We start from the raw sequence: 23,820 nt of genomic DNA on the forward strand, positions 1-23,820 counted from the left end.
ATATCAAACCTCAACCGGTACCGACAATTTCGGATCGCCCAACGCATGGCTCTTGGCATCAAAGAACCGCAACTCAACCCCGGTACCTTCAAACACCTTGGCGTAGTGACGTTTCTGATGCTGAATGAACGCGGCACTGCGCGGATAAATCGAGACCGCCACGCACTTCGGTCGGGCCAGGCGCAACGCCCGCACCAGATGCGCATCCTGCTCGCCCAGCGCGTGGCCGAAGATGCACAGGCTGTCGCCATGGGCCAGTAACTGCTCGTAGCAGAACGACAGATAATCCGAGCTGCGGATGGTCTTGAGCTTGTCCGCGCTCGGCCCTTCGGTGACGAACAGCGGCACGTCGTCCAGGGTCTTGATCGTATTGTTGATGGCGAAACTGCCGAGCAGGGTGCCCTCGGTCGAGGTCAGTTTGCGTGCGGTGCCGTCCTGATTGCGTACTAGATGCAGACCACCGTGCAGGTACAGCAGACGCGGTTTGTCGGTGGCGCTCTGGCTCAGATCGAAACTCGCGTCTGCGCCGTTGAACAGGTCGTCGATGGTCTCGCCGGGATGTTGCAGTGCCCAGTAATTGAGCAGGTCGTAGTTGGTAGTGAACACCGTGCGATAGCGCGCCAGTTCAGCATTGAGCACCGTCAGTGTCGAAGGCTGCACCAGCCGCCACGGGATGTGCACCGCATGCACGGTGTTGATCAGCGCTTCCTTGATCGCGTAATAGCGATTGCGCGGCGCCGCCGAGCTGACCGCCAGGGCCTTGTTGACCCGGCTGGTAGTTTTCAGGGCGCCCAGCACTTGCTCGAAGCTGCGGGTTTGCAGCGCGTCGAACACCGCCAGCTCCGATGGGCTCAGCGGTTTCTCTTCGACCGTACGGGCGTTTTCGAACAGCGAGTCGTAGCCGAAGTCATCCCAAACCGCACGGCTGGCGCCATTGCCCACCAGCAAACCCTGGAAATCGTTCGCGGCGCGCAGGGCGTTCCAGTCTTCGAGGGTGGCGTCGACATTGAGAAAATCGGTCATTGCGTGGGCGGTCTCAAAACAAAGGGCAGATGGACGGCGACTTTATCACGAGCGGACATTGAGCCAGATCAACATTGCTCGTGACCGATCGGTCGATCCTGTGTGCACCCGCCGAATCGAGGCAGTCGATCCGGCTCCAGTCAGGAGACACACGATGAGCAGCACCTTCTTCATTCCGGCGGTCAACATCATGGGCAGCGGCTGCCTCGACGAAGCCATGGTCGCGATTCGCAATTATGGTTTTCGCAAGGCGCTGATTGTCACCGATGCCGGGCTGGCCAAGGCTGGCGTGGCCGCAATGATCGCCGAGAAACTGGCGATGCAGGACATCGATTCGGTGATCTTCGATGGCGCCAGACCGAATCCGACCACGGCCAATGTCGAATCCGGTCTGGGGCTGCTGAAGGAAAGCCGTTGCGATTTCGTCGTGTCGCTGGGTGGCGGCTCGCCACATGATTGCGCCAAGGGCATCGCCCTGTGCGCAACCAATGGCGGGCAGATTGGCGATTACGAAGGCGTCGACCGCTCCAGCAAGCCGCAATTGCCGCTGATCGCCATCAACACCACCGCCGGCACTGCCAGCGAAATGACCCGCTTCTGCATCATCACCGACGAATCGCGCCACGTGAAAATGGCCATCGTCGACCGCAACGTCACGCCACTGCTGTCAGTCAACGATCCGGAACTGATGGTCGCGATGCCCAAAGGCCTGACCGCCGCCACTGGCATGGATGCACTGACCCACGCTATCGAAGCCTACGTCTCGACCGCCGCCAACCCGATCACCGACGCCTGCGCTTTGAAGGCCATGAAGCCTGATCAGCAGCAATCTGCGTCTGGCCGTGCGCGACGGCAGCGACCTGGCGGCGCGGGAAAACATGGCTTACGCGCAGTTCCTCGCCGGCATGGCGTTCAACAACGCCTCGCTCGGATTTGTCCACGCCATGGCGCATCAGCTCGGCGGCTACTACGACCTGCCCCACGGCGTCTGCAACGCTGTGCTGTTGCCGCATGTGCAGAGTTTCAATGCGCTGGTCTGCGCTGAACGACTCAGGGACGTCGCCCACGCCATGGGCGCGGATATTCGTGGTTTCAGCGCAGAGGAGGGCGCGCAGGCGGCGATCAATGCCATTCGCAACCTTGCCAAGGACGTCGAGATTCCCGGCGGACTGCGTGAGCTGGGCGCGAAACTCAGCGATATCCCGGTGCTCGCCACCAACGCCTTGAAGGACGCCTGTGGACTGACCAATCCACGGGCGGCGGATCAGCGCCAGATCGAGGAAATTTTCCGCAATGCGTTTTGAATGAAGGCGCGCAGGCGAGCGAAGTCGAAAAGTCCTTCGCTTGCTTCTGCGACCACGGCAAATGTCCGCACACGGCCCCAATCTGAAACTTGACCGGCGATGTTGTGGACGGCGGAGATACGGTACTGCCCGACCGCCAGGGAGGGTGCTGCCGGGGTTTGCCATTTCCGGTCGCTTTCGACCGCTGCTCTGGCAATCTCCAGGCCAGTGTCCAGATCGAAAATACTGACGAAACCCTCGGCTCGCATGACATCTCCCGAAAAGATCAGAGGCGTATCGACCTGCGCGCCCTCAATCGGTTCGACAACGACCGGGACGTCGATCTCGGGCCGCAGTCGCACCTCATATCCGCGCTCTTCGCTCCATTCGGACGTGATGCCTGCATAGGTCTGGTGGGCGTGAATCCTCTGCTGACCCTGGGCCTGAACGCCGGTGATGCTGAACGCCCATCGTCCATTTGCGCTGACCAGCCCTTCGCCAAGCGAATGGGTGTTTTCAATGTTCCAGACCTGCACAAGAGCATTGGGTATGCCGCTGCCGAGCAACAATGTCGCAGGTCCCGTCGTGCTGGCCTCTTCGGGATAGGTGATGGTCGGGGCCGGTTGTGAAGTTTGCTCGTCGCGAGTGCTCATCATGCTTCTCGTTCATGGCTGATTTGAACGCTGAGGTTGGCATGACGTGCCTGAATTCGAACCTGTAAGAACTACCAGTCATTCAGTCTTTTTTACACAGTCGGTAATTTCTTTTTCTTCTAAAAAACTGTCATTTCTGTCAGTTGTCCGGCGTGGTGGCCTGGGGTCGAATGCTCGCTACGAGGGGATCGACGTCGATCTCTTGAGGAGCATACGAACATGTCGGAATCTATCGCGCCATTGTCCCCAAACGTGCAGTCAGCCGGGGAGCTGGATGCGCTCTTTGGTCTGCGAACGCTGAAATTCCCCGGAGCGGGCAAGACCATTGCCAAAGGCGTGGCGATCACGCCTTCGGAGCAGATCATGGTCAGCGCTACCGTCGAGCAATCGGGCCATTCGTACTACGGCCTTGCGCGCCTGGATGCCGATGGCAATCCGGATCCGGATTTCGGCACCGGCGGATATCTCAGCGGCCAGTTCGGCACAGGCTCGCTCACGCAAGGCGGGCCATTGATTGTTGATGCGCTGGGACGGATCTGGATGTGCGGTGTGATTGGCGTCGTCAAAGACCAGACTCTTGAATACCAGCAAGTCATCGCCCGGTTTCTGCTCGACGGCTCGCCGGACATCGAGTTCGGCGGCGACAGAAATGGCTACCGGATTGTGCCCATGCGGATTCCGGCACTCTTTGGGGCCACGCATGGGCAACTGCTGCTGGCCAAATCCGATCCGCAGCTTGCGCAGCCGGACAGGCTGCTGTTCGTGACGGCGCAAAAGGGCAGTGGCCTGTTGACGCGGTTCAATCTCGATGGCTCGGACGATTTATCGTTCGCCAGCAACGGTTGGCTGCCCCTGTCGCTGCCAGGGGTGGCCATTTCGCTGTCCGGGATCATCCAGCTCGACGATGGGCTGATTCTGCTGCATGGCAAAACGGAAGTAACCAATCAGGGACTGGTCATGGCGTTCGACCACAACGGGAAAGTTGCACAAGCGTTCGGCGACAAGGGTGTACTGCTGTTGAACATTCAGCGTGATGGCCAGCCGCTCGAAAGCAGCGTGACGGACATCGCGGTGCAAACGGCGCAGCGCCTGCTTCTGCTCGGTTCGGCGGTCGAGTCAACGCAAGGCACGAAACTGCAACACGGGTTCATCAGTGGCATTACCTACGCCGGCCAAATGGATGACGCGTTCAACAATCCTGTCCTCACCCCGACGGCGCAGGAACGGGATCTGAGAGGTTGGAAGGCAGGGTTTGCGCTGGATGACATCGCCGGTAAACGGATCGTTGCGGTCGGACAGACCTCGGGCAGCGCACGAGGCTTGTTGACGGCAGGCTTTCTGGTCGATGGCGCTGTGGATGATTCGTTTGATGTCGAGGGCGCGAGAGACATTTCATGGTCAGCCATTGATGCCTGCCTGCAAGGCTCTTCAATTCTGGTGTTGGGACGCAAGGACGATAGTGCGCAATTGGTCCGCTTGCTGACCGCGCCTGTCACAAAACAGCGCGCCAGCATGAGCAACTGAGCAGTCAGCGGTAAAACCGGGCTATCCTGCCGGCTCGGATGAACCCTGCCTTCGAGCCCACCATGCTGCAAAAAAGCCTGATCCGCCGTCTCGACCTGATCACTCTGCAACTGTTCGTCGCCGTCCACGAGGAAGGTACGTTGACCCGTGCGGCTGCGCGCGAAGCCATCGCGGTGTCGGCGGCGAGCAAGCGCCTGATGGATTTGGAGGAGGCGCTGGGCATCGCTTTGTTCGTGCGCCAAGCCAAAGGCATGATCCTCACGCCGGCCGGTGAGACCCTGCTGCACCATGCGCGGCAGATGCTCTTCAACGTGGAAAAGATGGGCCTGGAACTGGGCGAGCACAGCCACGGTGTGCGGGGTTACGTGCGCATGCTGGCCAATCTTTCGGCGATCATTCAGTTCCTGCCCGAAGACTTGCGCGACTTCTCCGCGCGGCAGCCGCAGGTCAAGACCGACCTTGAAGAACGCCCCAGCGCCGGGGTGATTCAGGGCGTGCTCGATGGCGTCGCCGACCTCGGCATCTGCTCCGACGACAGCGACACCAAAGGCCTGCACAGCGTGTTGTACCGCCAGGACAAACTGGTGGTGGTGATGCTCCCGGAGCATCCGTTGGCTACGCGCGCATCGGTGACTTTCGATGAAACTCTCGACAGCGATTACGTCGGCTTGCACGCAGCCAGTTCGATCAACATGCGTACCCATGCGGCGGCGCGGCAGGCCGGCAAAGTCCTGCGCATCCGCATTCATGTGCCGGGATTCGATGCCGTGTGCCGGATGGTCCAGGCGAACATGGGCATCGGCATTCTGCCGCAGCGAGCCTATGAGTTGTTTGGTCAGGCACTGGGCTTGCGTGCGGTGCCGCTGACCGATGCCTGGGCGGATCGCGCGCTGATTGTGGTGGTGCGCGATGAGGCAGGGTTGTCGCCGGTGAGCCGGATGTTGTTTGAGCATTTGCGCGGGCGGTAGATCTTCATTGCGGCTGATGGCCTCTTCGCGAGCAGGCTCGCTCCCACATTGAACTTGTGTGAACACAGAATCTGAAACCACTACAGATCCTTGTGGGAGCGAGCCTGCTCGCGAAGGCGGCCCTGAATTCACCACGCAATCACAGAGGAGCATTCGCATTTCGCGAACGCCCATTGCCGAGAGACGGCTGGATTCGCTGACGATCGTTCCTCTAGCCTTGGCGACATATTCCAAGAACAAGAGGTACCCGCGATGACTGCCCCTTTGAGTGCAATCAAAGTGATCGAGATCGGCACCCTGATCGCCGCGCCGTTTGCCGCGCGCATGCTTGCCGAGTTCGGCGCCGAGGTGATCAAGATCGAAGCCATGGGTCAGGGCGACCCGCTGCGCAAATGGCGCAAGCTGCACGAAGGCACATCGCTGTGGTGGTACCTGCAATCGCGCAACAAGAAATCCCTGGCGCTCAATCTCAAATCCGCTGAAGGCATCGAACTGGTCAAGCAACTGGCCGGCGACGCCGACGTGATCATTGAAAACCTGCGCCCCGGTGCGCTGGAAAAACTCGGTCTGGGTTGGGACGTGCTACATGCGCTGAATCCGAACCTGACCCTGGTGCGTATCTCCGGCTACGGCCAGACCGGCCCTTACCGTGACCGGCCCGGTTTCGGTGCGATTGGCGAGGCCATGGGCGGCATCCGCTACACCACCGGCAATCCCGATTCGCCACCGGCGCGGGTCGGCGTCAGCCTCGGCGATTCGCTGGCCTCGCTGCACGCGGTGATCGGCGCGCTGATGTCGCTGTTGCGGGTCAAGACCGGGCAGGGCGGTGGACAGATCGTCGATGTGTCGCTGGCCGAAAGCGTGTTCAACGTCATGGAAAGTCTGGTGCCGGAATACGACATGCTCGGCCATGTCCGCGAGCGCAGCGGCGGCGCCTTGCCGGGCATCGCGCCCTCCAATACTTACCTCACGTCCGACGGCGCTTATGTGGTGATTGCCGGCAACAGCGACCCGATCTACAAGCGCCTGATGCACACTATCGGCCGCGCTGATCTAGCCGAGGCAGAAGAATTCGCCCACAACGACGGCCGCGCGGCGCAGAGCGGTTTGCTCGATGCGGCCATCACACACTGGACCAGCAGCCTGCCGATCGACGAGGTACTGGCTGCTCTCGAAGCTGCCGAAGTGCCGGCCGGGCGCATCTATTCGGTGGCTGATATCGTCGCCGATCCGCACTATCAGGCGCGGGACATGCTGCTCGATGCCGAGTTGCCCGGTGGCGCAACGGTGAAGATGCCCGGCATTGTCCCCAAACTCTCGGAGACCCCCGGCGGAGTGAACTGGTCCGGGCCGAAACTGGGCCAGCACACCGACGCTATTCTCACCAATCTTGGCCTGACTGAACTCGACATCGAACGCCTGAAAAACCAAGGGGTGGTGCAATGATCACTGACTATTCGCAAACCCTGATCGTCCAGGAAGTCTCACCCCGCGACGGTTTGCAGATCGAGCCGACGTGGGTGGAAACCGCTGACAAGATCGCCCTGATCAATCAATTGTCACAGGCCGGATTCAGCCGCATCGAGGCCGGCTCGTTCGTCTCGCCCAAAGCCATTCCGGCCCTGCGTGACGGCGAGCAAGTGTTCAACGGCATTCAGCGCCAGCCGGGTGTTATTTACGTGGCGTTGATCCCCAACCTCAAAGGCGCGCAACGTGCATTGGCAGCGAATGCCGATGAGTTGAATCTGGTGATGTCCGCCAGCCAGACCCACAACCTGGCCAATATGCGCATGCGTTGCGAAGAGTCGCTGGCGGCATTCGCTGACATTGTTGCGTTTGTCAGCGGCTCAGGTGTGCGCCTCAACGGCAGCATCGCCACCACGTTCGGTTGTCCGTTCGAAGGCCGGATCGATGAGGATCGCGTACTGCAGATCGTCGACGCTTATCAAGAGCTCGGCATTCAGGGCATCAGCCTCGCCGATACCACCGGCATGGCCAATCCGCGTCAGGTCGATCGCTTGGTGCGGCGCGTTTTGCAGCGGGTTTCGCCGGCCGATCTGACCCTGCATTTCCACAACACCCGCGGCCTCGGCCTGTGCAATGTGCTGGCCGCTTACGAGGCCGGCGCGCGGCGCTTCGATGCGGCGCTGGGTGGCCTCGGTGGCTGTCCGTTTGCGCCGGGGGCGTCGGGCAATATCTGCACCGAAGACCTGGTGAACCTGTGCGCTGAAGTCGGCATTCCCACGGGGATCGATTTGCCGCTGCTGCTGAAGCTTTCGCGCGGCTTGCCGGCGCTGTTGGGCCACGATGTCCCCGGCCAACTGGCCAAGGCCGGGCGCAACTGCGATCTGCATCCGATGCCCACCTGAGAAACACCAGTACCCCTGTGGGAGCGGGCTTGCCCGCGATGACGGCAGCAAATTCAACGAAAGCGTTAGCTGAACTGACGCCATCGCTGGCAAGCCAGCTCCCACACAAAAGCGCTCCACAGGGAGCGTCATCACCAGACAACAAAAACAATCGGACGCCCATCGGCAGTCCGCCTGGAGAAAATCTATGAGCCTCAATGTAATGGAGGCGGGCGTGAATCCGTCCGTCGATCACGACGCCGAAAAAGCCCTGGTCAGCAAAGTTGCCTGGCGCCTGATGCCGCTGATCATGGTCTGCTACCTGTTCGCCTTTTTCGACCGCATCAACATCAGCTTCGCCAAATTCCAGTTGCAGACCGACCTGAGTCTGAGCGACACCGCGTATGGCTTGGGCGCCGGGCTGTTCGTGGTCGGTTACGTGCTGTTCGAAGTGCCGAGCAACATGATGCTGTACAAGGTCGGCGCGCGGCGCTGGATCGCGCGGATCATGATGTCGTGGGGCGTGGCGACGGCGGCGATGGTCTTCGTCAACAGCGAATGGCAGTTCTATGCGCTGCGCTTCGTCATCGGTGCGATGGAAGCCGGGTTTGCTCCGGGCGTGCTGTATTACCTGACGCTGTGGTTTCCGCAGCACTTCCGTGGCCGCATCACCTCGATGCTGTTTCTCGCCTCGGCGTTTGCCGGGCTGGTCGGCGCACCGTTCTCAGGGCTGGTGTTGCAACACCTCGATGGCGTATTGCAGATGCGCGGCTGGCATTGGTTGTTCCTGCTCGGAGGCGTGCCGTGCATCGCGCTGGGTTTTCTGGTGCTGACGCAGCTGAAGGACCGCATTGAGGATGCGCACTGGCTGACGGCTGACGAGAAGAAATTGCTCTCCAGTCGCATCGCTCATCACGAACCACACAAGAGCGGCGGCTCATTGCTCGCGGCGCTGAAAATTCCCGGGTTCCTGACGTTGGGTTTGATCTACTTCCTGATCCAGGTCGCGTCCTACGGTTTGAATTTCTGGGCACCGCAATTGATCCGCAGCGCCGGCACCGAAAGCCCGGTGATGATCGGCCTGCTGACCGCCATTCCGTACATCTGCGGGGCGATCAGCATGGTGGTGATCGGACGCTTGTCCGACGCCACCGGTGAACGGCGCAAGTTTGTCGCCGGGCTGGTGATCGTCGGCGCGATCGGCTTCTTCAGCGCGGGAATCTTCGCCAGCCACACGACCTTCCTGATCGTCGCGCTCGGCCTGCTCGGCGCGGGCATCATCGCTTCGATTCCGAGCTTCTGGACCCTGCCACCGAAACTGCTGGCGGGCGCCGGTGCCGGCACAGCGGGCGGGATCGCGGTGATCAATACCCTGGGGCAGTTCGGCGGGATCGTCAGCCCTGTCATGGTCGGACGCATCAAGGACCTCACCGGCAGCACCACCCCGGCGCTGTACGTCATCGGCGTCGCCGCGCTGATTGCGGCCGCTTTGCTGTTGTGGGGCTTGCCGCAGAAGTTGCGCACGCTGGATAAGTTCTGAGACTCGCGGCGTCTGTGATGACGCCTTCGCGAGCAGGCTCGCTCCCACTTTGGAATGCGCTTTCCTGTGCGAGCGTGCCTGCTCGCGAATTCCGACTTCAGACACATGAGAAGATTCGCTGGCCAGATCTGTTGAATCCTCCGATGCAGAAAGGGATAGTGCGCGCCTGGAAATATCTTCAAGGAGCAGGAAATGACAGTGAAGTCAGTATGGATCAGCGCAGCGCTCTGCGGGTGGTTCATGGCTGGGCAGGCCTGGGCCGATTGCACACCGCCGGCGGTCAGCGCGGAAGCGGATTTCTCGCTGTGCAAAGAATGGCCGGCTTATCCGTCGCTGACGATTATCGCGCTATCGACGTTCGTGCCCGATCCGGTCTATGGCCATGACGGCAGCGTGGGCTCGTACGATCTGGATCTGGCTATCATCACGGCCGGCAGCCCCAAACCGCTGGCGACCTATCATCAGCGGTCGGCGTTTCTCTCCGATGCCATCGCGCTGGAGAGTCTGGAGCTGGATACGGCGCGTTATAAACTCACGCCCGACCTCCGTGCCTTCGGCGTTCGCGCCCATTTCAAAGGCTCGTCACGCGTCAATCCGCTGGATGAAACCCTGCTGTCGCTCTACGTGAAAGAGGGCGACAAACTGCGCCCGGTGCTGGATCGCTTGGTCGCCTACAGCTTCAGTGGCGAATGGGATGGCAATTGCGCCGGAGAGCGCTCGGAGACGGTGCGTACGCTTGAGATGGGCAAAACCAGTTCCCATGGTTACGCCGATATCATTGTCCGCTCAGTCACCATGGGCCTGGTCGGTGAGGGGCCACCCGACACCTGCGAATCGAAAACTACCCACGAAAAGCCGGTGCTGACCACGTTGCGCTATGACGGACAGCAATATTTCGTTCCCGAAAATCTGAGAGGCTATTGAAGGCGCGTCGTTCTACTTCCTCGATCCCGACGGGCACAAGCTGGAAGTCCACGTCGGCGATTTGCAATCGCGGCTGGCTACGTGTCGGCAGAAACCGTACCCCGGCATGCGTTTCTGCGACGAACCCTGATCCGCTTCAATCGCGGTGATATAGACTCTGCGCCACGTGTTCTGGCGCTTGCAGGTTTCTCATGACTCCATCATTGCTGTTGGCCGTTCTGGCTTCGGGTTTCATCTACGGGATCACGCCCGGGCCGGGCGTGCTGGCGGTGTTCGGGATTGGCGCGGCCCATGGCCGGCGGGCCGGGGCGGGGTTTCTGTGCGGGCATCTGCTCGGCGATGTGATCTGGTGCAGCACCGCGCTGGTGGCAATCGTCGGCGCCCGCGAGATCGGCAGCACCGCGTTCGATGTGCTCGGCGTGCTCAGCGCGTTGTACCTGTTCTGGCTCGGCTGGCGTGCGGTGCGTGCCCAACGCCGCAATGGCGACGAGGCGCAAGGGGCGGCGCGGCAGCCGTTCTGGCACGGCATCGTCTTCGGCCTGACCAATCCCAAGGCCTATCCGGTGGCGGTGGCGACCTTTACGGCGCTGTTGTCGAGCCGCGCCGAACTGCTCAACTGGTCGATGCTACCTGCACTGATCGCCCTGAGTTTCATCGGCGGCGCCCTGGCCTACGCTATCCTCATCGGCGTGGTCGGCGCACAGCGAGTGCGCATGGTGTATCAGCGGCATGAGCTGCTCATCACGCGTTTATGCGGCGTGATGTTTATCGGCTTCGCCATCAACGCGTTGATGCACGCGCTGCCGGGGCTGCTGCCGAACAAGACTTGATGGAATGGGCAGGGACGCGCAATCACGATCATGGATGATTGAAATCGCTGCACTGCGCGGACAATCGTTAGAACCATGGCAAGCCCAAACCCTGCGCCGCTGGCGAGCTACATTGACCTGTTGCTGGACGCCGTTTGCGCGGTCGACAAACAGGGCCGTTTCGTTTTTGTCAGCGCTGCCTGCGAGCGGATTTTCGGCTACACGCCTGACGAACTGATCGGCCGCTCGATGATCGAGCTGGTGCACCCGGCTGATCGCCAGCGCACCCTTGCGGCCGCTGGCGAAATCATGGGCGGCGACCCGAAGCACAATTTCGAGAACCGCTATCTGCGCAAGGACGGCAGCGTCGCGCACATTTCCTGGTCGGCGCGCTGGTCGGAAGTCGATCAACTGCGCATCGCCGTCGCCCGCGATATCACCGAGCGCAAGCAGGCCGAGTCGCGGCAAGCGGCGTTGTACGCGATTTCCGAAGCGGCGCACGCGGCGGAAGATTTGCTGGCGCTGTTCAAACGCATCCATCTGCTGATTGGCGAGTGGCTGCCGGCGCTGAATTTTTCCGTGGCGCTGTACGACGAACACTGCGCGCAGCTGAATTTTCCCTATCACGTCGACGATCACGAATTGCAGCCCGAGCAGCCCGGCACCGTCATCGGACGGCTCTGCGCGCAAGTGATCCGCAGCGGCCAGCCAATGTTGCTGACGCCGGACAGCGCCGATGCCACGCCCGATTTTGCTGAGCTGGTGGCGGAACAAAACGCGCCTTGCTGGCTCGGTGTACCACTGAACTCAAAAAACGGCACCATCGGCGCCTTGATCGTCAAAAGCCTCGCTGGCGGCGAACGCTACACCGAGCAGGACAAGGAACTGCTGCAATATGTCTGTGCACAAGTCGCCACGGCCATCGAGCGCCAGCAACTGCACGCGCGGCTCAAGCGCATGGCGCAATACGATCAACTGACGCAACTGCCCAATCGCGAACTGCTCCGTGATCGGCTCAGGGCTGCGCTGGCCGATGCGCGAACCCTGCACGGCCACATGGCGCTGCTGTATGTCGATCTGGATCGCTTCAAACAGGTCAACGACACCCATGGCCATGCCGTCGGTGACATGCTCCTGCAAACCGTGGCCAACCGGCTGAAAGGCTGCGTGCGTGAAACCGACACGGTGGCGCGTATCGGTGGCGATGAGTTCGTCGTGCTGCTGCACAGCGTGCATGCCGCCGGCGATCCCGACAGTGTCGCCGGAAAAATCCGACAGGTGCTGGCGCAGCCCATGCGCCTCGACGGGCATGACTTGCGGATCGAATCGAGCATCGGCGTGGCGCGCTTTCCTGAACACGGCGAAGAAGAACAGCAGCTGTTTCGGCATGCCGATCAAGCCATGTATGCGGCCAAACGCCTGAATCATCGGGCCTTGGGCAGCTGAAGCGAGCGCGCCGTTCGTCGCGGTTCAGGCAGATTTTCTAAACCTTTGACCGCCAAAGCATTCCTAATTGAGGCGGACAATTGTCCGCCGCGACTATTTGAGCTGCGGGCGAATCACGGCCCGTTTGAATTTTCCACGAAGGAGGGCGCGACCATGAGCCGGATGGCCACCCGTTTACGTAACGTCAGTTTTGCAACCCTGCTGGGCCTGTGCGCCAGCAGTGCGTTCGCCCAGTCGCCTGCCGAATTCATCAACGATGCCTCTGCCAAAGGCATGGCCGACATCGAAGCCAGTCGTCTGGCCCACGGCAAGACCGAATCGAAAGAGGTCAAGGATTACACCATCGTTGTGATCAACGACCGCACCACGGCCAACCAGCACCTTGCGAAAATCGCCAAGAAACTCGACCTGCCGGTTGCCCCCCGCGAAGAACTCGCCGACAAGGCCAAAGAGCTGATGCCGGAAGTGAAGGACGGCACCACATTCGATCAGGCCTACGCTGCCAGTCAGGTCAAGGCGACCGAAGAGGCCATTACCCAGATCGAGCAACAGGCACAGACCACCGATGTGCCGGAAATCAAAGCGTTTGCCGATGAGACTTTGCCGAAACTGCAAAGCCATCTGGAGAAAGCTCGAGCGTTGCAGGCCAGTCGCTAACTTCGCCTTGTTGGTGCAGCGCGAGCGAAACCTTCAGTTGAAATGCGATGCCTCCCCTGTGAGAGCGAGCCTGCTCGCGAAAGCGGTGTGTCAGTCAATAATGTTTTGACTGACCCGCCATCTTCGCGAGCAGGCTCGCTCCCACAGGGTGTGTTTACTTGCTCAGCACTCATTCAAATCCTGCTTTGGCTTGCTCTTGTCGCCAAGCCCCTCAAGATCAAACACCTGATTCTCACCCAGCGCGCGGTAATGCCGGCGCAGCGCTTCGAGCTGCTTCAGATCCAGCGCCTCCAGCCCGAGCATCGCGTTCTGCGCTTCCTTGTTCACCCGCAACAGCTCATCGAGTTTCAAATGCAGAATGTCGGTATCGCGGTTCTGCGTGTTCTGAATCAGGAACACCATCAGGAACGTGATGATCGTCGTCGAGGTATTGATGATCAGCTGCCATGTGTCGTTGTAACCAAAAATCTGCCCGCTCAAGCCCCACAACCCGATAAGAATCAACGCCCCCATGAACGTTTTCGGGCTACCGGCCCACAGGGCAAGTTTCTGGGCAATCTTTGCGAATTTCATGATGGAAGTCCTTGTTTTGGGAGCTTGAAATTCAGACATCGGTGTTGTGCTGAAAATTCTAATTACAAATAACCGGGCGGGACGCCGGAGGCGAGGCGAGCTCATCGGCCTTATCGCTGTATGGTATGGGCAGCTGCACTTCCCGGTTTCAAGCCATGCCCCGACAGGAGAACGCAATGAGTTGGTCTGCCAAGCAATACGTCGCTTTCGAAGATGAACGCACCCGCCCGGCCCGTGATCTGTTGGCGGCGATACCCACCGCGCAGGCCCGGGCGGTGGTGGACATTGGTTGCGGACCGGGCAATTCCACCGAATTGCTGGTGCAGCGTTTTCCCGATGCGAGCGTCAGTGGCCTCGACAGTTCGGCGGACATGATTGCCGCCGCGCGCAAGCGCTTGCCTGACGTGCAGTTTCAGGTGGCCGAGGTCGACAAATGGGCTGACGAGGGTCCGTTCGATGTGATCTTCGCCAATGCGGTGCTGCAATGGGTGCCTGATCACGCATCGTTGCTGCCAGCCCTGGCGAGCAAACTTTCAGATGGTGGCAGCCTGGCGATCCAGATGCCGGACAACCTCAACGAACCGTCCCACCGCTTGATGCGTGAAGTCGCCGCCAATGGGCCGTGGGCGAGCAAGCTCGCAGACGCTGCCGGGCAGCGTACCGACATGGCCAGTGCCAGTGAGTATTTTTCAATGCTGCGGCCGCACTGCGCGCGGGTCGATGTGTGGCGCACCACCTATCACCATCAGCTTCGGGACGGGGCGGCGGGAGTGGTGGAGTGGTTCAAGGGTAGCGGGTTGATTCCATTCCTGAGCCCATTGACCGAGGAGGAGCGGGCGCAGTATCTGCAGCGGTATCTGGCAGAAGTTGCCAAGGCTTATCCGGCCTTGGCTGACGGCTCGGTGCTGTTGCCGTTTCCACGTTTGTTCATTGTTGCGACCCGCTGAGTTACGCCTCCGGGTTCCTTGGGTTCGCCACGTTATCTCTGGTCGGCGCATCTCTTGAACGCAACACGGTCGGTCCCCTCTCCCTCGGGAGAGGGTTAGGGTGAGGGTGAGGGGCTTATTGGCGCAGAAACCCGATCACCGCTGCACCGCCAACATCATCGTCCTCTGGCATCCTTTCAACTCGTTCACGCTGAGCTCGTCGGAAATTTCCTTCTGTTTTCCAGGCTTTTACACGTGGTGCGCTATGGCTGTTTAAAGTTGAATCACGTTGCGTCCCGATGCCTACAAATCCTTGCGCCGCTGCCTACCGGTACGCCAGAATCCGCCGGCTTGTGCGCCTGGAGGGCGGTCGGTAACTTGGTTCGCGTCACTGATTTCCAGTGATCGGGTTTAGTAGCCCGGTAATGTCCTCCTCGTAACGGTTGCACGAGTTCCGTTGAATCAGGCGCGTGCCTGTATTTTATGGTGGCTGTGCGCATGGCGCCTTCGGGTGCGCCGGATGGGGGATGGGTCCGGTCTACTAACTTGCGTACAGCCGCCACCCTCCCGTTTAGTAGCGTGGTGGATGCGGCTCAAATGAAAGGTACCGCCCCGTGTTCAAAGTAACGCCAAATCCGCCGGAAACCGATCCGGCCTCTCCTTACGAGTCCCTCGATTCGAAAAAACTCCACGAAGCCGCCGAACGCGCCCTCGACCACTATCTCATCCCACCAAAAACAAGCTCACCGCCGTACCAGGCCAGCAGCATGTTCATGGTTAATCCGGGCACCGATACCGAGTCGCTATTGGTCAACGCCAGCGAATCCCTCGGCTCGGCCAGCGTCATGCCCGGCGACTTCGCCGCCTTGCTCGACGGCAGCCAGCGCAAAACCCTGCTCGGCATCGCCCAGGTCGTCATGCTGGGCGAGCTGGCGGTGAATCAGGTGTTGGATAATGTGGTGCCGGTGGGTTAGCCGGCGTTGATTTCCGAGTAAAAAGTAACCGGTCGTTGCGACCGGTTTTTCGGCTAGTGCAGCGTCAAAACCGCTGATCAATACCAGGTTTGTCCTCTTGAAAGGGCTCGGAAGGGGGAATCGGGAATTGCTGCTCCTCATACTCGCCCACCCGCCGAGCGAGAATTTCCAATTCATCGCCTTCCGGCGAGTTCATCTCAGCGCCCCAAATCTGCTCGATACGCAGCAATGCTGCGGACAAGTCTTCAGTGCTCCGAATGGGTTTGATGTCCATAAATGATGTCCGCTTTGGTAACCACATGAGCGGCGATCTTGAACGGCACAACAAACGCTGTGTTCATCATTACGTTGCCAAATATGACTGCATTGCGGAGAGTCAGATTCGCGGTGACAAAAGCGGCCACGCGTGACCCAACCGCGTAATCCTCAATGTCAGCTGTGTAGCAATCAGAAGATCTCTATTGCTCCACGAAATTAGTGAAATTTTTCAAAAATGGTCATATCTGATCCTTAAGGGAGGTTAGATGGCTACAATGGCTCTATTAAGATCCTTAAGAATTGGAAGGGTTTGCCATGTCATTCATGCATTTGCTTCACTCGCCGGCTGAGATCGCTAGAAATGTCGGAGAAAACGCCAAAATCCTGCGGCTCTCCAAAAACCTTTCCCGCAAGACGCTCGCAGAAAAGGCGGGGGTTTCCGAATCCACCATCAAGCGATTCGAAGCGACCGGCCTCGTGACGTTGGAGGCTTTGATCCTGATAGCCACTGCGCTTGATGAACTCAACGCTGTGACCAGGCTGTTCAAACCAGAGCAACCGAGCTCGCTGGATGAGCTGAAGAATGCCAGGCGCAAGAGAGGGATGCGCTGATGATCAAGCCTTTCAAACACACAGAAGCGCTGGATGTTTTGAAAGAGGGCGCCAAGGTTGGTGAGCTGGTCAGAGTCGCGGGCCGGGGGATTTACTTCGCTTACGATCCGGGTTGGCTTGCCACTGGCTACAATCTTTCGCCGCTGACAATGGCTTGGGACGAAAAGCCCCAGTTGGCCAGGAACACCAGCCTCTTCGAAGGGCTACACGGACCGTTCGCCGATTCACTGCCTGACGGCTGGGGCATGCTGCTGATGGATCGATATTTCGACAGCACCTTCGGTGACGGCACCCACCTTACCCTCACAGCGCTTGATCGCCTTGCTTATATGGGCGAGCGCAGTATGGGGGCGTTTGAATATCAGCCGAAGGCGGAAAAAACAGAGCTCACAGGCCCTTTGGATATTTGCCAACTCTACGAAGCTTCAATCGAAGTTCAAGAGGGTGAGACCCCTGCTGTGCTTACCAAATTGCGACTGGCCGGTGGCTCACCGGGGGGCGCACGACCGAAGGCAATCGTGGCGCTGTCTGCCGACAAAAAACACGCAATTTCGGCCTTTGATGCCCTGCCCGAGGGCTATGCACATTGGATCGTGAAGTTCAGGGCATTGTACGAACCGATTGAAACCGGCGGCATTGAACTCGCCTATGCCGAGATGGCTCGTGCCGCCGGAGTGACCATGGCTGAATCGGATCTTCTGGATGTGCAGATGCCTGGCGGCGAGGTTGAGCGTTTCTTCGCAACCAAGCGCTTCGACCGCGACGGCGAGCGCAAGATTCACATGATGACCGTCTCGGCGCTCATGTACGCGGACTACCGCGCATTGTCATCCATCGACTACCCGAACCTGCTCAAGCTCACTCAGGTGTTGACCAGAAGCTCCGTCGAAGTGGAAAAGATGGCCAGGTTAATGATCTTCAATGCGCTGTCTCACAACCATGACGACCATGCGAAGAACTTTGCCTTTCTCTGCCACAATCCTGAAAAAAAAGGCGAGAAAGAAACCTGGACGCTGTCCCCGGCATACGACCTGACTTTCGCAAACGCCATGGGCGAGCACACCACTGACTTCGGTGGCCGCACTCCCGGCACGCCTACGCGCAAGCGAATCATGGAGATCTGCAAGGATTACAAATACCTCAAGGCCGAGGAATACATCGAGCAGACTCTCGCAGCGCTCGCCGACTGGAAGAAAGTATTCACTCGATTGAATGTCCCGCACAAAGCCGGGGAACCGATCTTCAATGTACTGGCGAGGCTGCATCAGGATTTCGAGAAGTAATCCGGGGAGGAGGGGCTCAGCGATCTTCTGGAAGTCTTCACCGCCAACACGCTTCAACTTCCAGACACAAAAAAACCGGCCATCAAGGCCGGTTTTTCATTTCTGCATCCCCCGTCGGACAACACAACGCGAGATCAATATTCGGTGGAGCGGGTAGAGGGAATCGAACCCTCATCTAAAGCTTGGGAAGCTTTCGTTCTACCACTAAACTATACCCGCTCAGAGCGGCTGACTTTGTACCAGACTCGGCCACGGATTTGAAGTTTTCTTTTCTCTGCGAGGGCTTTGCCACGCAGAAATCGGTCGATCGCGAGCAAGGGCTGCGCCGGTGCAACAGGCACTTCAAGCTTGCAGCCTTGCCCGCGATGACGCTGTTTCAAATGGCCAGGGCATGTTGATCCTGCACAAACGAGTAGCGCGTTCGGCTGGCTTGCGGCGCAGGTTTCAGAAAGCCGAGCAGGGCGTTCTGGCTGTCGCGGCAGGCGGCCTTGTGCTCCATGTCGAGAAAGTGTCCGGTGGCTTGCAGGGTGGTGAAGCTGCTGTGGGCAACGTGGTTGCCGAACAGTCGCGCATCCTCGGCGGCGGTGTATTCGTCCCATTCGCCGTTGAGAAACAGCACCGGCACGTTGATCTTTTTCGCCGCATTCAGATAGCACTGGCGATCGCTGTGCAGCACGTCGTTGATATGAAAATGCATCTGTCCGTATTCATGCTCGGCGAGACTGCTGACGTGGCGGTAGTTGAAACGCTTGAACAGCGACGGCAGGTGTTTGCCGATGGTGTTGTTGACCAGATGGCCGACCCGATCGCCGTCGCGGCTGCCGAGGTAATCGACGCCGCGCTCAAGGTAATCGAGCATGTGCGCATTGATCACCGGGGAGAACGAGCTGATCACGGCTTTTTCGATGCGCCGGGGCTGCTGGGCGAGGGCGACCAGAGTGGCGGCGCCACCCCAGGAGAACGACAGCACGTGTTCGGCGGCGAAGTGGTCGATCAGCTCCAGCAGAATCTGCCCTTCGACTTCCTTCGTCAGATGTTTCTCATGCCGGTTGTGGGCTTTTGACCGACCCGCGTAGGGCTGGTCGTAGCAGACCACGTTGAATTGCGGGTGCAGGTTTTTCACGGTCTGTGCAAACGACGCAGTCGTGGCCATCGAGCCGTTGACCAGAATGATGGTCTTTTCTGCGGCGTCTGCGCGATAGAACTCCGTGTAAACCCGATACTGACCCTGTATATCCAGCACAGCGATTTCTGGCCTCATGTCATAAGACTCCTGGCAAGCAAACGGGTATGCGCGCAATCGAGATTGCACGAGCTTTGTGACAGGTAGGCATACGCCTGAAATTTGCTGGCCCATGTCGATCCGGTACGGCAGGTCGACGGGTGTTGTTATTGGCGGGCAGATTGCCGGCTGAGGCGCAGCCCTTGAGGGCAGACGACCGACAAAAAGTTTCTTGGAAGTATGTGGTGACTCATCGGTCACATTTCGGCCGACGTCCTGATTCAAGCAGGGGACTCAGGATCACGCAAGTGCCGTCGGCGAATTGTTCGACAACTTCGGCTGAGCGGTCGCCGGCTTAGAACAAATGAATCTCTTCGGTGCGCAAAGCGCGGTACTCGCCCGGTTTTAGCGCGTGATCGAGGGTCAGTTCGCCCATGGATTCGCGGTGCAGGCGCAGGACTTTGTTGTTGAAGAACCCAAACATGCGCTTGACCTGATGGTAGCGGCCTTCAACGATGCTCAGCCGTGCCGAGCGTGGGCCGAGCAGCTCAAGCTGTGCCGGTTGCGTGGTCAGATCTTCGAAAGCGAAGTAGATGCCCTCGGCAAATTTCAGCGCGTAGCTCGGGTCGATGTCCTGTTCTGTTTCGACGTAATAGACCTTCGCCAGTTTGGTTTGCGGCTGCGTCAGGCGCCGCGACCAGGCGCCGTCATTAGTGATCAGCATCAGCCCGGTGGTGTTGAAATCCAGACGTCCGGCGATGTGCAGGTCGTCCTTGTGCGGTTCATCGAGCAGGTCGAGCACGGTCGCATGCTGCGGATCGCGGGTGGCGCTGACGCAGCCCGGCGGTTTGTGCAGCATGAAATAGCGAGCCGGCTTACCGCTTTGCAGCACCTCATCGTCAACTTCGACCCGGCTGAACTCCAGTACGTCACTGTGCGGGTCGCTGACGACTTTTCCGTCAATCCGCACGCGCTTTTCCACCAGCAACAGGCGCACCTGCTGACGGTTGTAGCGGGGCAGATTGCTGAGGAAGCGGTCGACGCGCATGGTCAGAATTCAACAAACAAAGGGCCGCGCATCTTACGGGATCGGCCGCCGGTCTGCTTGCAACTGCGCTTCGACCTGGGCGCAACGCGGGCACAGGCAGGCTTGATTGCGCAACTCGGCCGGCAGCGCTTCGAGCACTGCAGGGTCGATGGTCACGCCGTAGCACCAGCATTCGCGGTCGGCGGTGCGCGGGTCGGCGAGGCTGCAATCGTTGCGCGCACCGCAGGCCGGGCAGTGGTCGGGTTTGACGTCGTTATCAGGCATAGGTCGAGTGCGGCATTTCCATGCAGGTGCGGTTGCGCCCGGTTTGCTTGGCGCGGTACATCGCATGATCGGCCCGCGACAGCAGAGTGTGCAAGGTGTCATCGCGTTGCACGGTGGTGGCGCCGATGCTCACGGTCAGATGCAGGCTGTGGCCATCGTAGGCATATTCGTGTTGTTCGACGTGCTGGCGAATCTTCTCGGCAATTTTCTGCCCGGTCTCGCCGTCGGTGTCTTTCAACAGAACGATGAATTCTTCACCGCCCCAGCGGCAGACGATATCGGCGTGGCGCAGGCAACTTTGCAGGTCGCGGGCGAAACCGATCAACACCTGATCGCCGGCCATGTGTCCGTAGGTGTCGTTCAAGGCTTTGAAGTGGTCGAGGTCGAGCAGCAACGCGGTCAGCGGCTTGGTTTCCCGTTGGGCCTCGTGCAGCGCCTGCGCAGCGAGGATGTCGAAGCCGCGTCGATTCGGCAGTTCGGTGAGACTGTCGAGGGTGGCGTGCGCCTGGATCTTCGCCTGGAAGCGCTTGATCACCCGGTTGAGCAGCGCCAGCACGATCAACGTCACCAGCAGGCAGATCAGCAGATTGAGATACAGCGACTGGCGGATCTCGCTCAGCGCGCCGTCCTCGCGTTTATCGACGAACAGGTACCAGTTCAACTCGGGGATAAACCGCACGTTGAGAAAATGTCCCTGGCCGTGGGTGGAGTATTCGTAGCTGCCGCTGTGCGGTTTGGGCAACTGGCTGACCAGACTTTTCATGCTCTCCAGTTCGCCAAGACTCTGGCCGATGTGCGCGCCTTCCGGACCACCTTCTGCGCCGGTCAATACGAGGCGGCCGAAGGTGTCGACGAAGTACACGCTGCGTTGATAGCGCTGTTGATACTTGTCGATCAGCTTGATCACCGCGTCCACGGTCAGGCCCACGCCCGCCGCACCGATGAAGCGGTTGTGGTAGTCGTAGACCTTGTAGTTGATGAAGAACGTCAGGTTGTCCTTGTTGGCCAGATCCGGGTCGACGTTGATCTCGTACGGGTCCTGCATGTCGCGCACGCGGAAGTACCAGGTGTCGCGCGGCTCATCGACTTTGACCTGCTTGAGCACGCCTTTGGCGTGGTAGTAGGTGAGCGTGGCATTGGAAACGAAGAACGCCGTGTAGGCGCCGTAATGGGTCATGACCTCGTCGAGATATCGGGTCATCTGCTCGGGATTCTGCTCGCCGTTGACCACCCAGTCGCGCATGAACGTGTCACGGGACATCATTGAGGAAATCAGGATCGGCCGGACCAGATCTTTCTGGATTTCCGAATAGACCGTGTCGGAGGTCAGTGGCAGTTCAGTGTTGACGATGTTGTCGCGGATCGACTCGCGGGAAGCGAAATAGCTCAACAGCGAGGTGGCGAGAAACCCGGCGCCGAGCAGGGCGACCAACGTGAGCACCAGTGAACGTTGCGAGTACAAGGGAGAACGAAGCGGCATGGCAGATCCGTTGGCAGTGGCCCGATGGGATGCATTCTAGTGGCACTGCGCGCAAATAACTGCTCCCTGTGCGGCGTGAATGGTCGTTCCTTTATTCGGGGGTGGTGCGCCAGAACCTGTGGGAGCGAGCCTGCTCGCGAAAGCGGTGGGTCAGCCACATCAATGTTGAATGACATACCGCATTCGCGAGCAGGCTCGCTCCCACAGGTCGACAGATTCAGGCCAGGGTTTTGAGGTATGCCCGCCATCCCCCCAAATGACTGATATCCACCGCACCCTCCAGGCCATACGGCTCGCAGATAAACCCGCTCTCCCAGCGCCCATCCGCCAGTTGCACCTTGCCCAACCCGAGCGGCGCCGGAATCCCGGTGAGAAACGAGCCCAGCTCGCTGCTCGGCAATTCCCAGACCTCCACGGCAATCGCCACGCCGCCGTCCTTGACCCGCACCATGCCCGGCCGCAATGGCGGGCCGCCGGCGAGGGCGTGCAGTCGATAGTCCGGCGAACTCAACGTGGTTTCCAGCAAACGCCCGCCACGCTGGGTCAGTTGCCAGTTCAGCGCCAGCCCTTGCAGATGCGCGCCACACACCACCAATCGAGCGCGGTCATTGCGCGCTGGGTTCGCCGGAGCTGGCAGGGCACTGTCCTGCTGGCGCTGCAAGGCATCCGCCACGCTCAACAGATACTGATCGGTAAATACCCGCCCAAACAACGTCACGCCCCACGGCAAACCATTGCCCATGAACGCGGTCGGCACGGCGACGGCGGCGTAGTCGAGCAGGTTCATGAAGTTGGTGTAATAACCGAGTTCGGAATTGCGCAGCACCGGTTCGGCCTCAAGTTCGGCCAGGGTCACTGGACGGCCGATGGTCGGCGTCAGCACGCAGTCGAGATTCTCCAGGGCCTCGTCGCAGAGGGCCTTCAGCGCCTGCAATCGATATTGCGCGCGGAAGGTCTGCACGCCGGTCACTGCCGGAGCCTTGGCCAGCACCGCACGGATCACCGGCAGCACCGCTTCGGGATTCTGCTCCATCAGCTCACCGGCGACGCTGTAGCGCTCGGCCACCCATGGCCCGTCGTAAAGCAACCGCGCTGCTTCCAGAAACGGTGACAGGTCCAGCTCGACGGCTTCGCCACCCAAGGCCTTGAGCCGTTCGATGGCGGCTGCGAACAACTGTGGCCCCTCGTTGCAGCCGAAAAATTCAAGGTCCTGCGCCCGTGGCACGCCGAAGCGAAACGGCTGTGGCGCGCCAAAGGCCGAGCCGTCGTTCCATGCCGGGTTGCCTCGGCTGTATTCATCGCGAGGATCGTGTCTGGCCGTCAACGCCAGCAACTGACTGGCCTCGCGAGCAGTGGCGGTGAAAGTGGTTACGCAGTCCAGCGTGCGGCACGCCGGCAGCACGCCAGCGGTGGAGATCAGGCCTTTGCTCGCCTTCAATCCCACCAGATTATTCAGCGCCGCCGGCACCCGCCCGGAACCGGCGGTGTCAGTGCCCAAGGCAAAACTCGCCACACCCAGCGCTACCGCCAGGGATGAACCCGCGCTGGAACCGCCGGACGGATACTCCGCCAGCACACTGTTCGGGCACGCGCCGTAGGGCGAGCGGCTGCCATTGAGGCCGGTGGCGAACTGATCGAGATTGGTCTTGCCCAGCGGAATCGCCCCCAGCGCCAACAGTTGCTCGACGATGGTGGCCGACTGCTGCGGCACATAGGCAAACGCCGGGCACGCAGCGGTGGTGGGAATGCCGGCCAGATCGATGTTGTCCTTGATCGCGAATGGCACGCCATACAGCGGCAGACTGTCGAGGTCACGACCGTCGAGGGCGGCGAGGTATGGCTCCAGTTCATCGACGCTGAGCAAGTGGATGAACAAGTGATAGTCGGGATTCAGCGCAGCGGCTTTTTCGCGCAGTTGCAGCAGCAGTTGGCGCGGTGTGGTGTCGCCATTGCGATAGGCCTGGCGCAGTGCATCGAGTTGCAGATTCATCGGTTGATCCTTATA

Annotated in this window: 22 protein-coding genes, 1 tRNA gene and 2 pseudogenes; 15 read left to right on the plus strand and 10 right to left on the minus strand. The window is 60.0% G+C overall.

What is annotated here, in order from left to right; translation table 11 throughout:
* Positions 1-3 precede the first annotated feature (3 nt).
* The gene (locus tag ACZ9BE_RS04020) at positions 4-1,023 is read right to left on the minus strand and encodes a DUF4917 family protein (protein ID WP_150742378.1); all 1,020 of its coding nucleotides are present in this window, start codon (positions 1,021-1,023) and stop codon (positions 4-6) included.
* A 154-nt stretch (positions 1,024-1,177) separates the two neighbouring features.
* Between ACZ9BE_RS04020 and yiaY the strand changes: the two are divergent.
* A pseudogene (gene yiaY / locus ACZ9BE_RS04025) lies at positions 1,178-2,327 on the plus strand (L-threonine dehydrogenase).
* On the opposite strand, the gene ACZ9BE_RS04030 reads toward yiaY, so the two are convergent.
* Positions 2,288-2,959, minus strand: coding sequence for a hypothetical protein (locus ACZ9BE_RS04030; protein WP_191636983.1), 672 nt, complete (start codon positions 2,957-2,959; stop codon positions 2,288-2,290). The pseudogene yiaY and the gene ACZ9BE_RS04030 sit on opposite strands and share 40 nt — an antisense overlap.
* A 219-nt stretch (positions 2,960-3,178) precedes the next feature.
* Between ACZ9BE_RS04030 and ACZ9BE_RS04035 the strand changes: the two genes are divergently transcribed.
* The 10 genes and pseudogenes from ACZ9BE_RS04035 (at position 3,179) to ACZ9BE_RS04080 (ending at position 13,175) form a co-directional block, all read left to right on the plus strand.
* Positions 3,179-4,483, plus strand: coding sequence for an NHL repeat-containing protein (locus tag ACZ9BE_RS04035; protein ID WP_476248927.1), 1,305 nt, complete (start codon positions 3,179-3,181; stop codon positions 4,481-4,483).
* Positions 4,484-4,545: 62 nt separating this feature from the next.
* Positions 4,546-5,451 carry a LysR family transcriptional regulator gene (locus tag ACZ9BE_RS04040; protein WP_056783458.1) on the plus strand — a complete coding sequence of 302 codons (906 nt, stop codon included), beginning with the start codon at positions 4,546-4,548 and terminating at the stop codon, positions 5,449-5,451.
* 252 nt (positions 5,452-5,703) lie between these two features.
* Positions 5,704-6,897 carry a CaiB/BaiF CoA transferase family protein gene (locus tag ACZ9BE_RS04045; RefSeq protein WP_150636481.1) on the plus strand — a complete coding sequence of 398 codons (1,194 nt, stop codon included), beginning with the start codon at positions 5,704-5,706 and terminating at the stop codon, positions 6,895-6,897.
* On the plus strand, positions 6,894-7,820 hold the full coding sequence (locus ACZ9BE_RS04050) for a hydroxymethylglutaryl-CoA lyase (protein ID WP_056783466.1): 927 nt from the start codon (positions 6,894-6,896) through the stop codon (positions 7,818-7,820). Before ACZ9BE_RS04045 ends, ACZ9BE_RS04050 begins: the two co-directional genes overlap by 4 nt.
* 187 nt (positions 7,821-8,007) lie before the next feature.
* Positions 8,008-9,339, plus strand: a complete 1,332-nt coding sequence (locus ACZ9BE_RS04055; RefSeq protein ID WP_476248928.1) for an MFS transporter — start codon at positions 8,008-8,010, stop codon at positions 9,337-9,339.
* Between the two features lie 192 nt (positions 9,340-9,531).
* Positions 9,532-10,263: a PA3715 family protein gene (locus tag ACZ9BE_RS04060; protein WP_150636484.1), complete on the plus strand. Its 732-nt coding sequence runs from the start codon at positions 9,532-9,534 to the stop codon at positions 10,261-10,263.
* Positions 10,262-10,393, plus strand: a pseudogene (locus tag ACZ9BE_RS04065) (glutathione transferase); the annotation flags it as partial. The gene ACZ9BE_RS04060 and the pseudogene ACZ9BE_RS04065, both read left to right, overlap by 2 nt.
* A 61-nt stretch (positions 10,394-10,454) precedes the next feature.
* The gene (locus ACZ9BE_RS04070) at positions 10,455-11,093 is read left to right on the plus strand and encodes a LysE family translocator (protein WP_041478891.1); all 639 of its coding nucleotides are present in this window, start codon (positions 10,455-10,457) and stop codon (positions 11,091-11,093) included.
* Positions 11,094-11,168: 75 nt separating this feature from the next.
* Positions 11,169-12,518: a sensor domain-containing protein gene (locus tag ACZ9BE_RS04075; protein ID WP_150742381.1), complete on the plus strand. Its 1,350-nt coding sequence runs from the start codon at positions 11,169-11,171 to the stop codon at positions 12,516-12,518.
* A gap of 153 nt (positions 12,519-12,671) precedes the next feature.
* Positions 12,672-13,175, plus strand: a complete 504-nt coding sequence (locus ACZ9BE_RS04080) for a DUF4142 domain-containing protein (RefSeq protein WP_095180584.1) — start codon at positions 12,672-12,674, stop codon at positions 13,173-13,175.
* 162 nt (positions 13,176-13,337) lie between these two features.
* Here the strand turns inward: ACZ9BE_RS04080 and ACZ9BE_RS04085 are convergent, their stop codons facing one another.
* Complete coding sequence (locus ACZ9BE_RS04085) at positions 13,338-13,748, minus strand: low affinity iron permease family protein (protein WP_476248929.1); 411 nt, start codon at positions 13,746-13,748, stop codon at positions 13,338-13,340.
* 176 nt (positions 13,749-13,924) lie between these two features.
* On the opposite strand from ACZ9BE_RS04085, the gene tam reads away from it, so the two are divergent.
* On the plus strand, positions 13,925-14,695 hold the full coding sequence (tam, locus tag ACZ9BE_RS04090; protein WP_095180585.1) for a trans-aconitate 2-methyltransferase: 771 nt from the start codon (positions 13,925-13,927) through the stop codon (positions 14,693-14,695).
* Between the two features lie 593 nt (positions 14,696-15,288).
* A complete protein-coding gene (locus tag ACZ9BE_RS04095; protein ID WP_476248930.1) occupies positions 15,289-15,648 on the plus strand; it encodes a DUF6124 family protein in 360 nt (119 codons plus the stop codon).
* 64 nt (positions 15,649-15,712) lie between these two features.
* On the opposite strand, the gene ACZ9BE_RS04100 is transcribed toward ACZ9BE_RS04095, so the two are convergent.
* Entirely contained in the window at positions 15,713-15,922 is a 210-nt protein-coding gene (locus tag ACZ9BE_RS04100) for a transcriptional regulator (RefSeq protein WP_081932519.1), read from the minus strand.
* A gap of 299 nt (positions 15,923-16,221) precedes the next feature.
* On the opposite strand from ACZ9BE_RS04100, the gene ACZ9BE_RS04105 reads away from it, so the two are divergent.
* Together ACZ9BE_RS04105 and ACZ9BE_RS04110 are read left to right on the plus strand one after the other, a co-directional pair.
* Complete coding sequence (locus tag ACZ9BE_RS04105; protein WP_095180586.1) at positions 16,222-16,518, plus strand: helix-turn-helix domain-containing protein; 297 nt, start codon at positions 16,222-16,224, stop codon at positions 16,516-16,518.
* Complete coding sequence (locus tag ACZ9BE_RS04110; protein WP_095180587.1) at positions 16,518-17,801, plus strand: type II toxin-antitoxin system HipA family toxin; 1,284 nt, start codon at positions 16,518-16,520, stop codon at positions 17,799-17,801. Before ACZ9BE_RS04105 ends, ACZ9BE_RS04110 begins: the two co-directional genes overlap by 1 nt.
* Before the next feature lie 145 nt (positions 17,802-17,946).
* Here ACZ9BE_RS04110 and ACZ9BE_RS04115 read toward each other — a convergent pair.
* The 6 genes from ACZ9BE_RS04115 to atzF form a co-directional block, all read right to left on the minus strand.
* Positions 17,947-18,020, minus strand: a tRNA-Gly gene (locus tag ACZ9BE_RS04115).
* Positions 18,021-18,177: 157 nt separating this feature from the next.
* The gene (locus tag ACZ9BE_RS04120; protein WP_041478884.1) at positions 18,178-19,062 is read right to left on the minus strand and encodes an alpha/beta fold hydrolase; all 885 of its coding nucleotides are present in this window, start codon (positions 19,060-19,062) and stop codon (positions 18,178-18,180) included.
* 316 nt (positions 19,063-19,378) lie between these two features.
* Positions 19,379-20,071, minus strand: a complete 693-nt coding sequence (locus ACZ9BE_RS04125; RefSeq protein WP_252885508.1) for a pseudouridine synthase — start codon at positions 20,069-20,071, stop codon at positions 19,379-19,381.
* Between the two features lie 33 nt (positions 20,072-20,104).
* On the minus strand, positions 20,105-20,335 hold the full coding sequence (locus ACZ9BE_RS04130) for a cysteine-rich CWC family protein (RefSeq protein ID WP_150636490.1): 231 nt from the start codon (positions 20,333-20,335) through the stop codon (positions 20,105-20,107).
* Complete coding sequence (locus tag ACZ9BE_RS04135; protein ID WP_041478881.1) at positions 20,328-21,815, minus strand: sensor domain-containing diguanylate cyclase; 1,488 nt, start codon at positions 21,813-21,815, stop codon at positions 20,328-20,330. Before ACZ9BE_RS04135 ends, ACZ9BE_RS04130 begins: the two co-directional genes overlap by 8 nt.
* A 217-nt stretch (positions 21,816-22,032) precedes the next feature.
* Positions 22,033-23,805 carry an allophanate hydrolase gene (gene atzF, locus ACZ9BE_RS04140; protein WP_476248931.1) on the minus strand — a complete coding sequence of 591 codons (1,773 nt, stop codon included), beginning with the start codon at positions 23,803-23,805 and terminating at the stop codon, positions 22,033-22,035.
* Positions 23,806-23,820: the final 15 nt, after the last annotated feature.

Source organism: Pseudomonas sp. TE9122 (genome assembly GCF_056278925.1).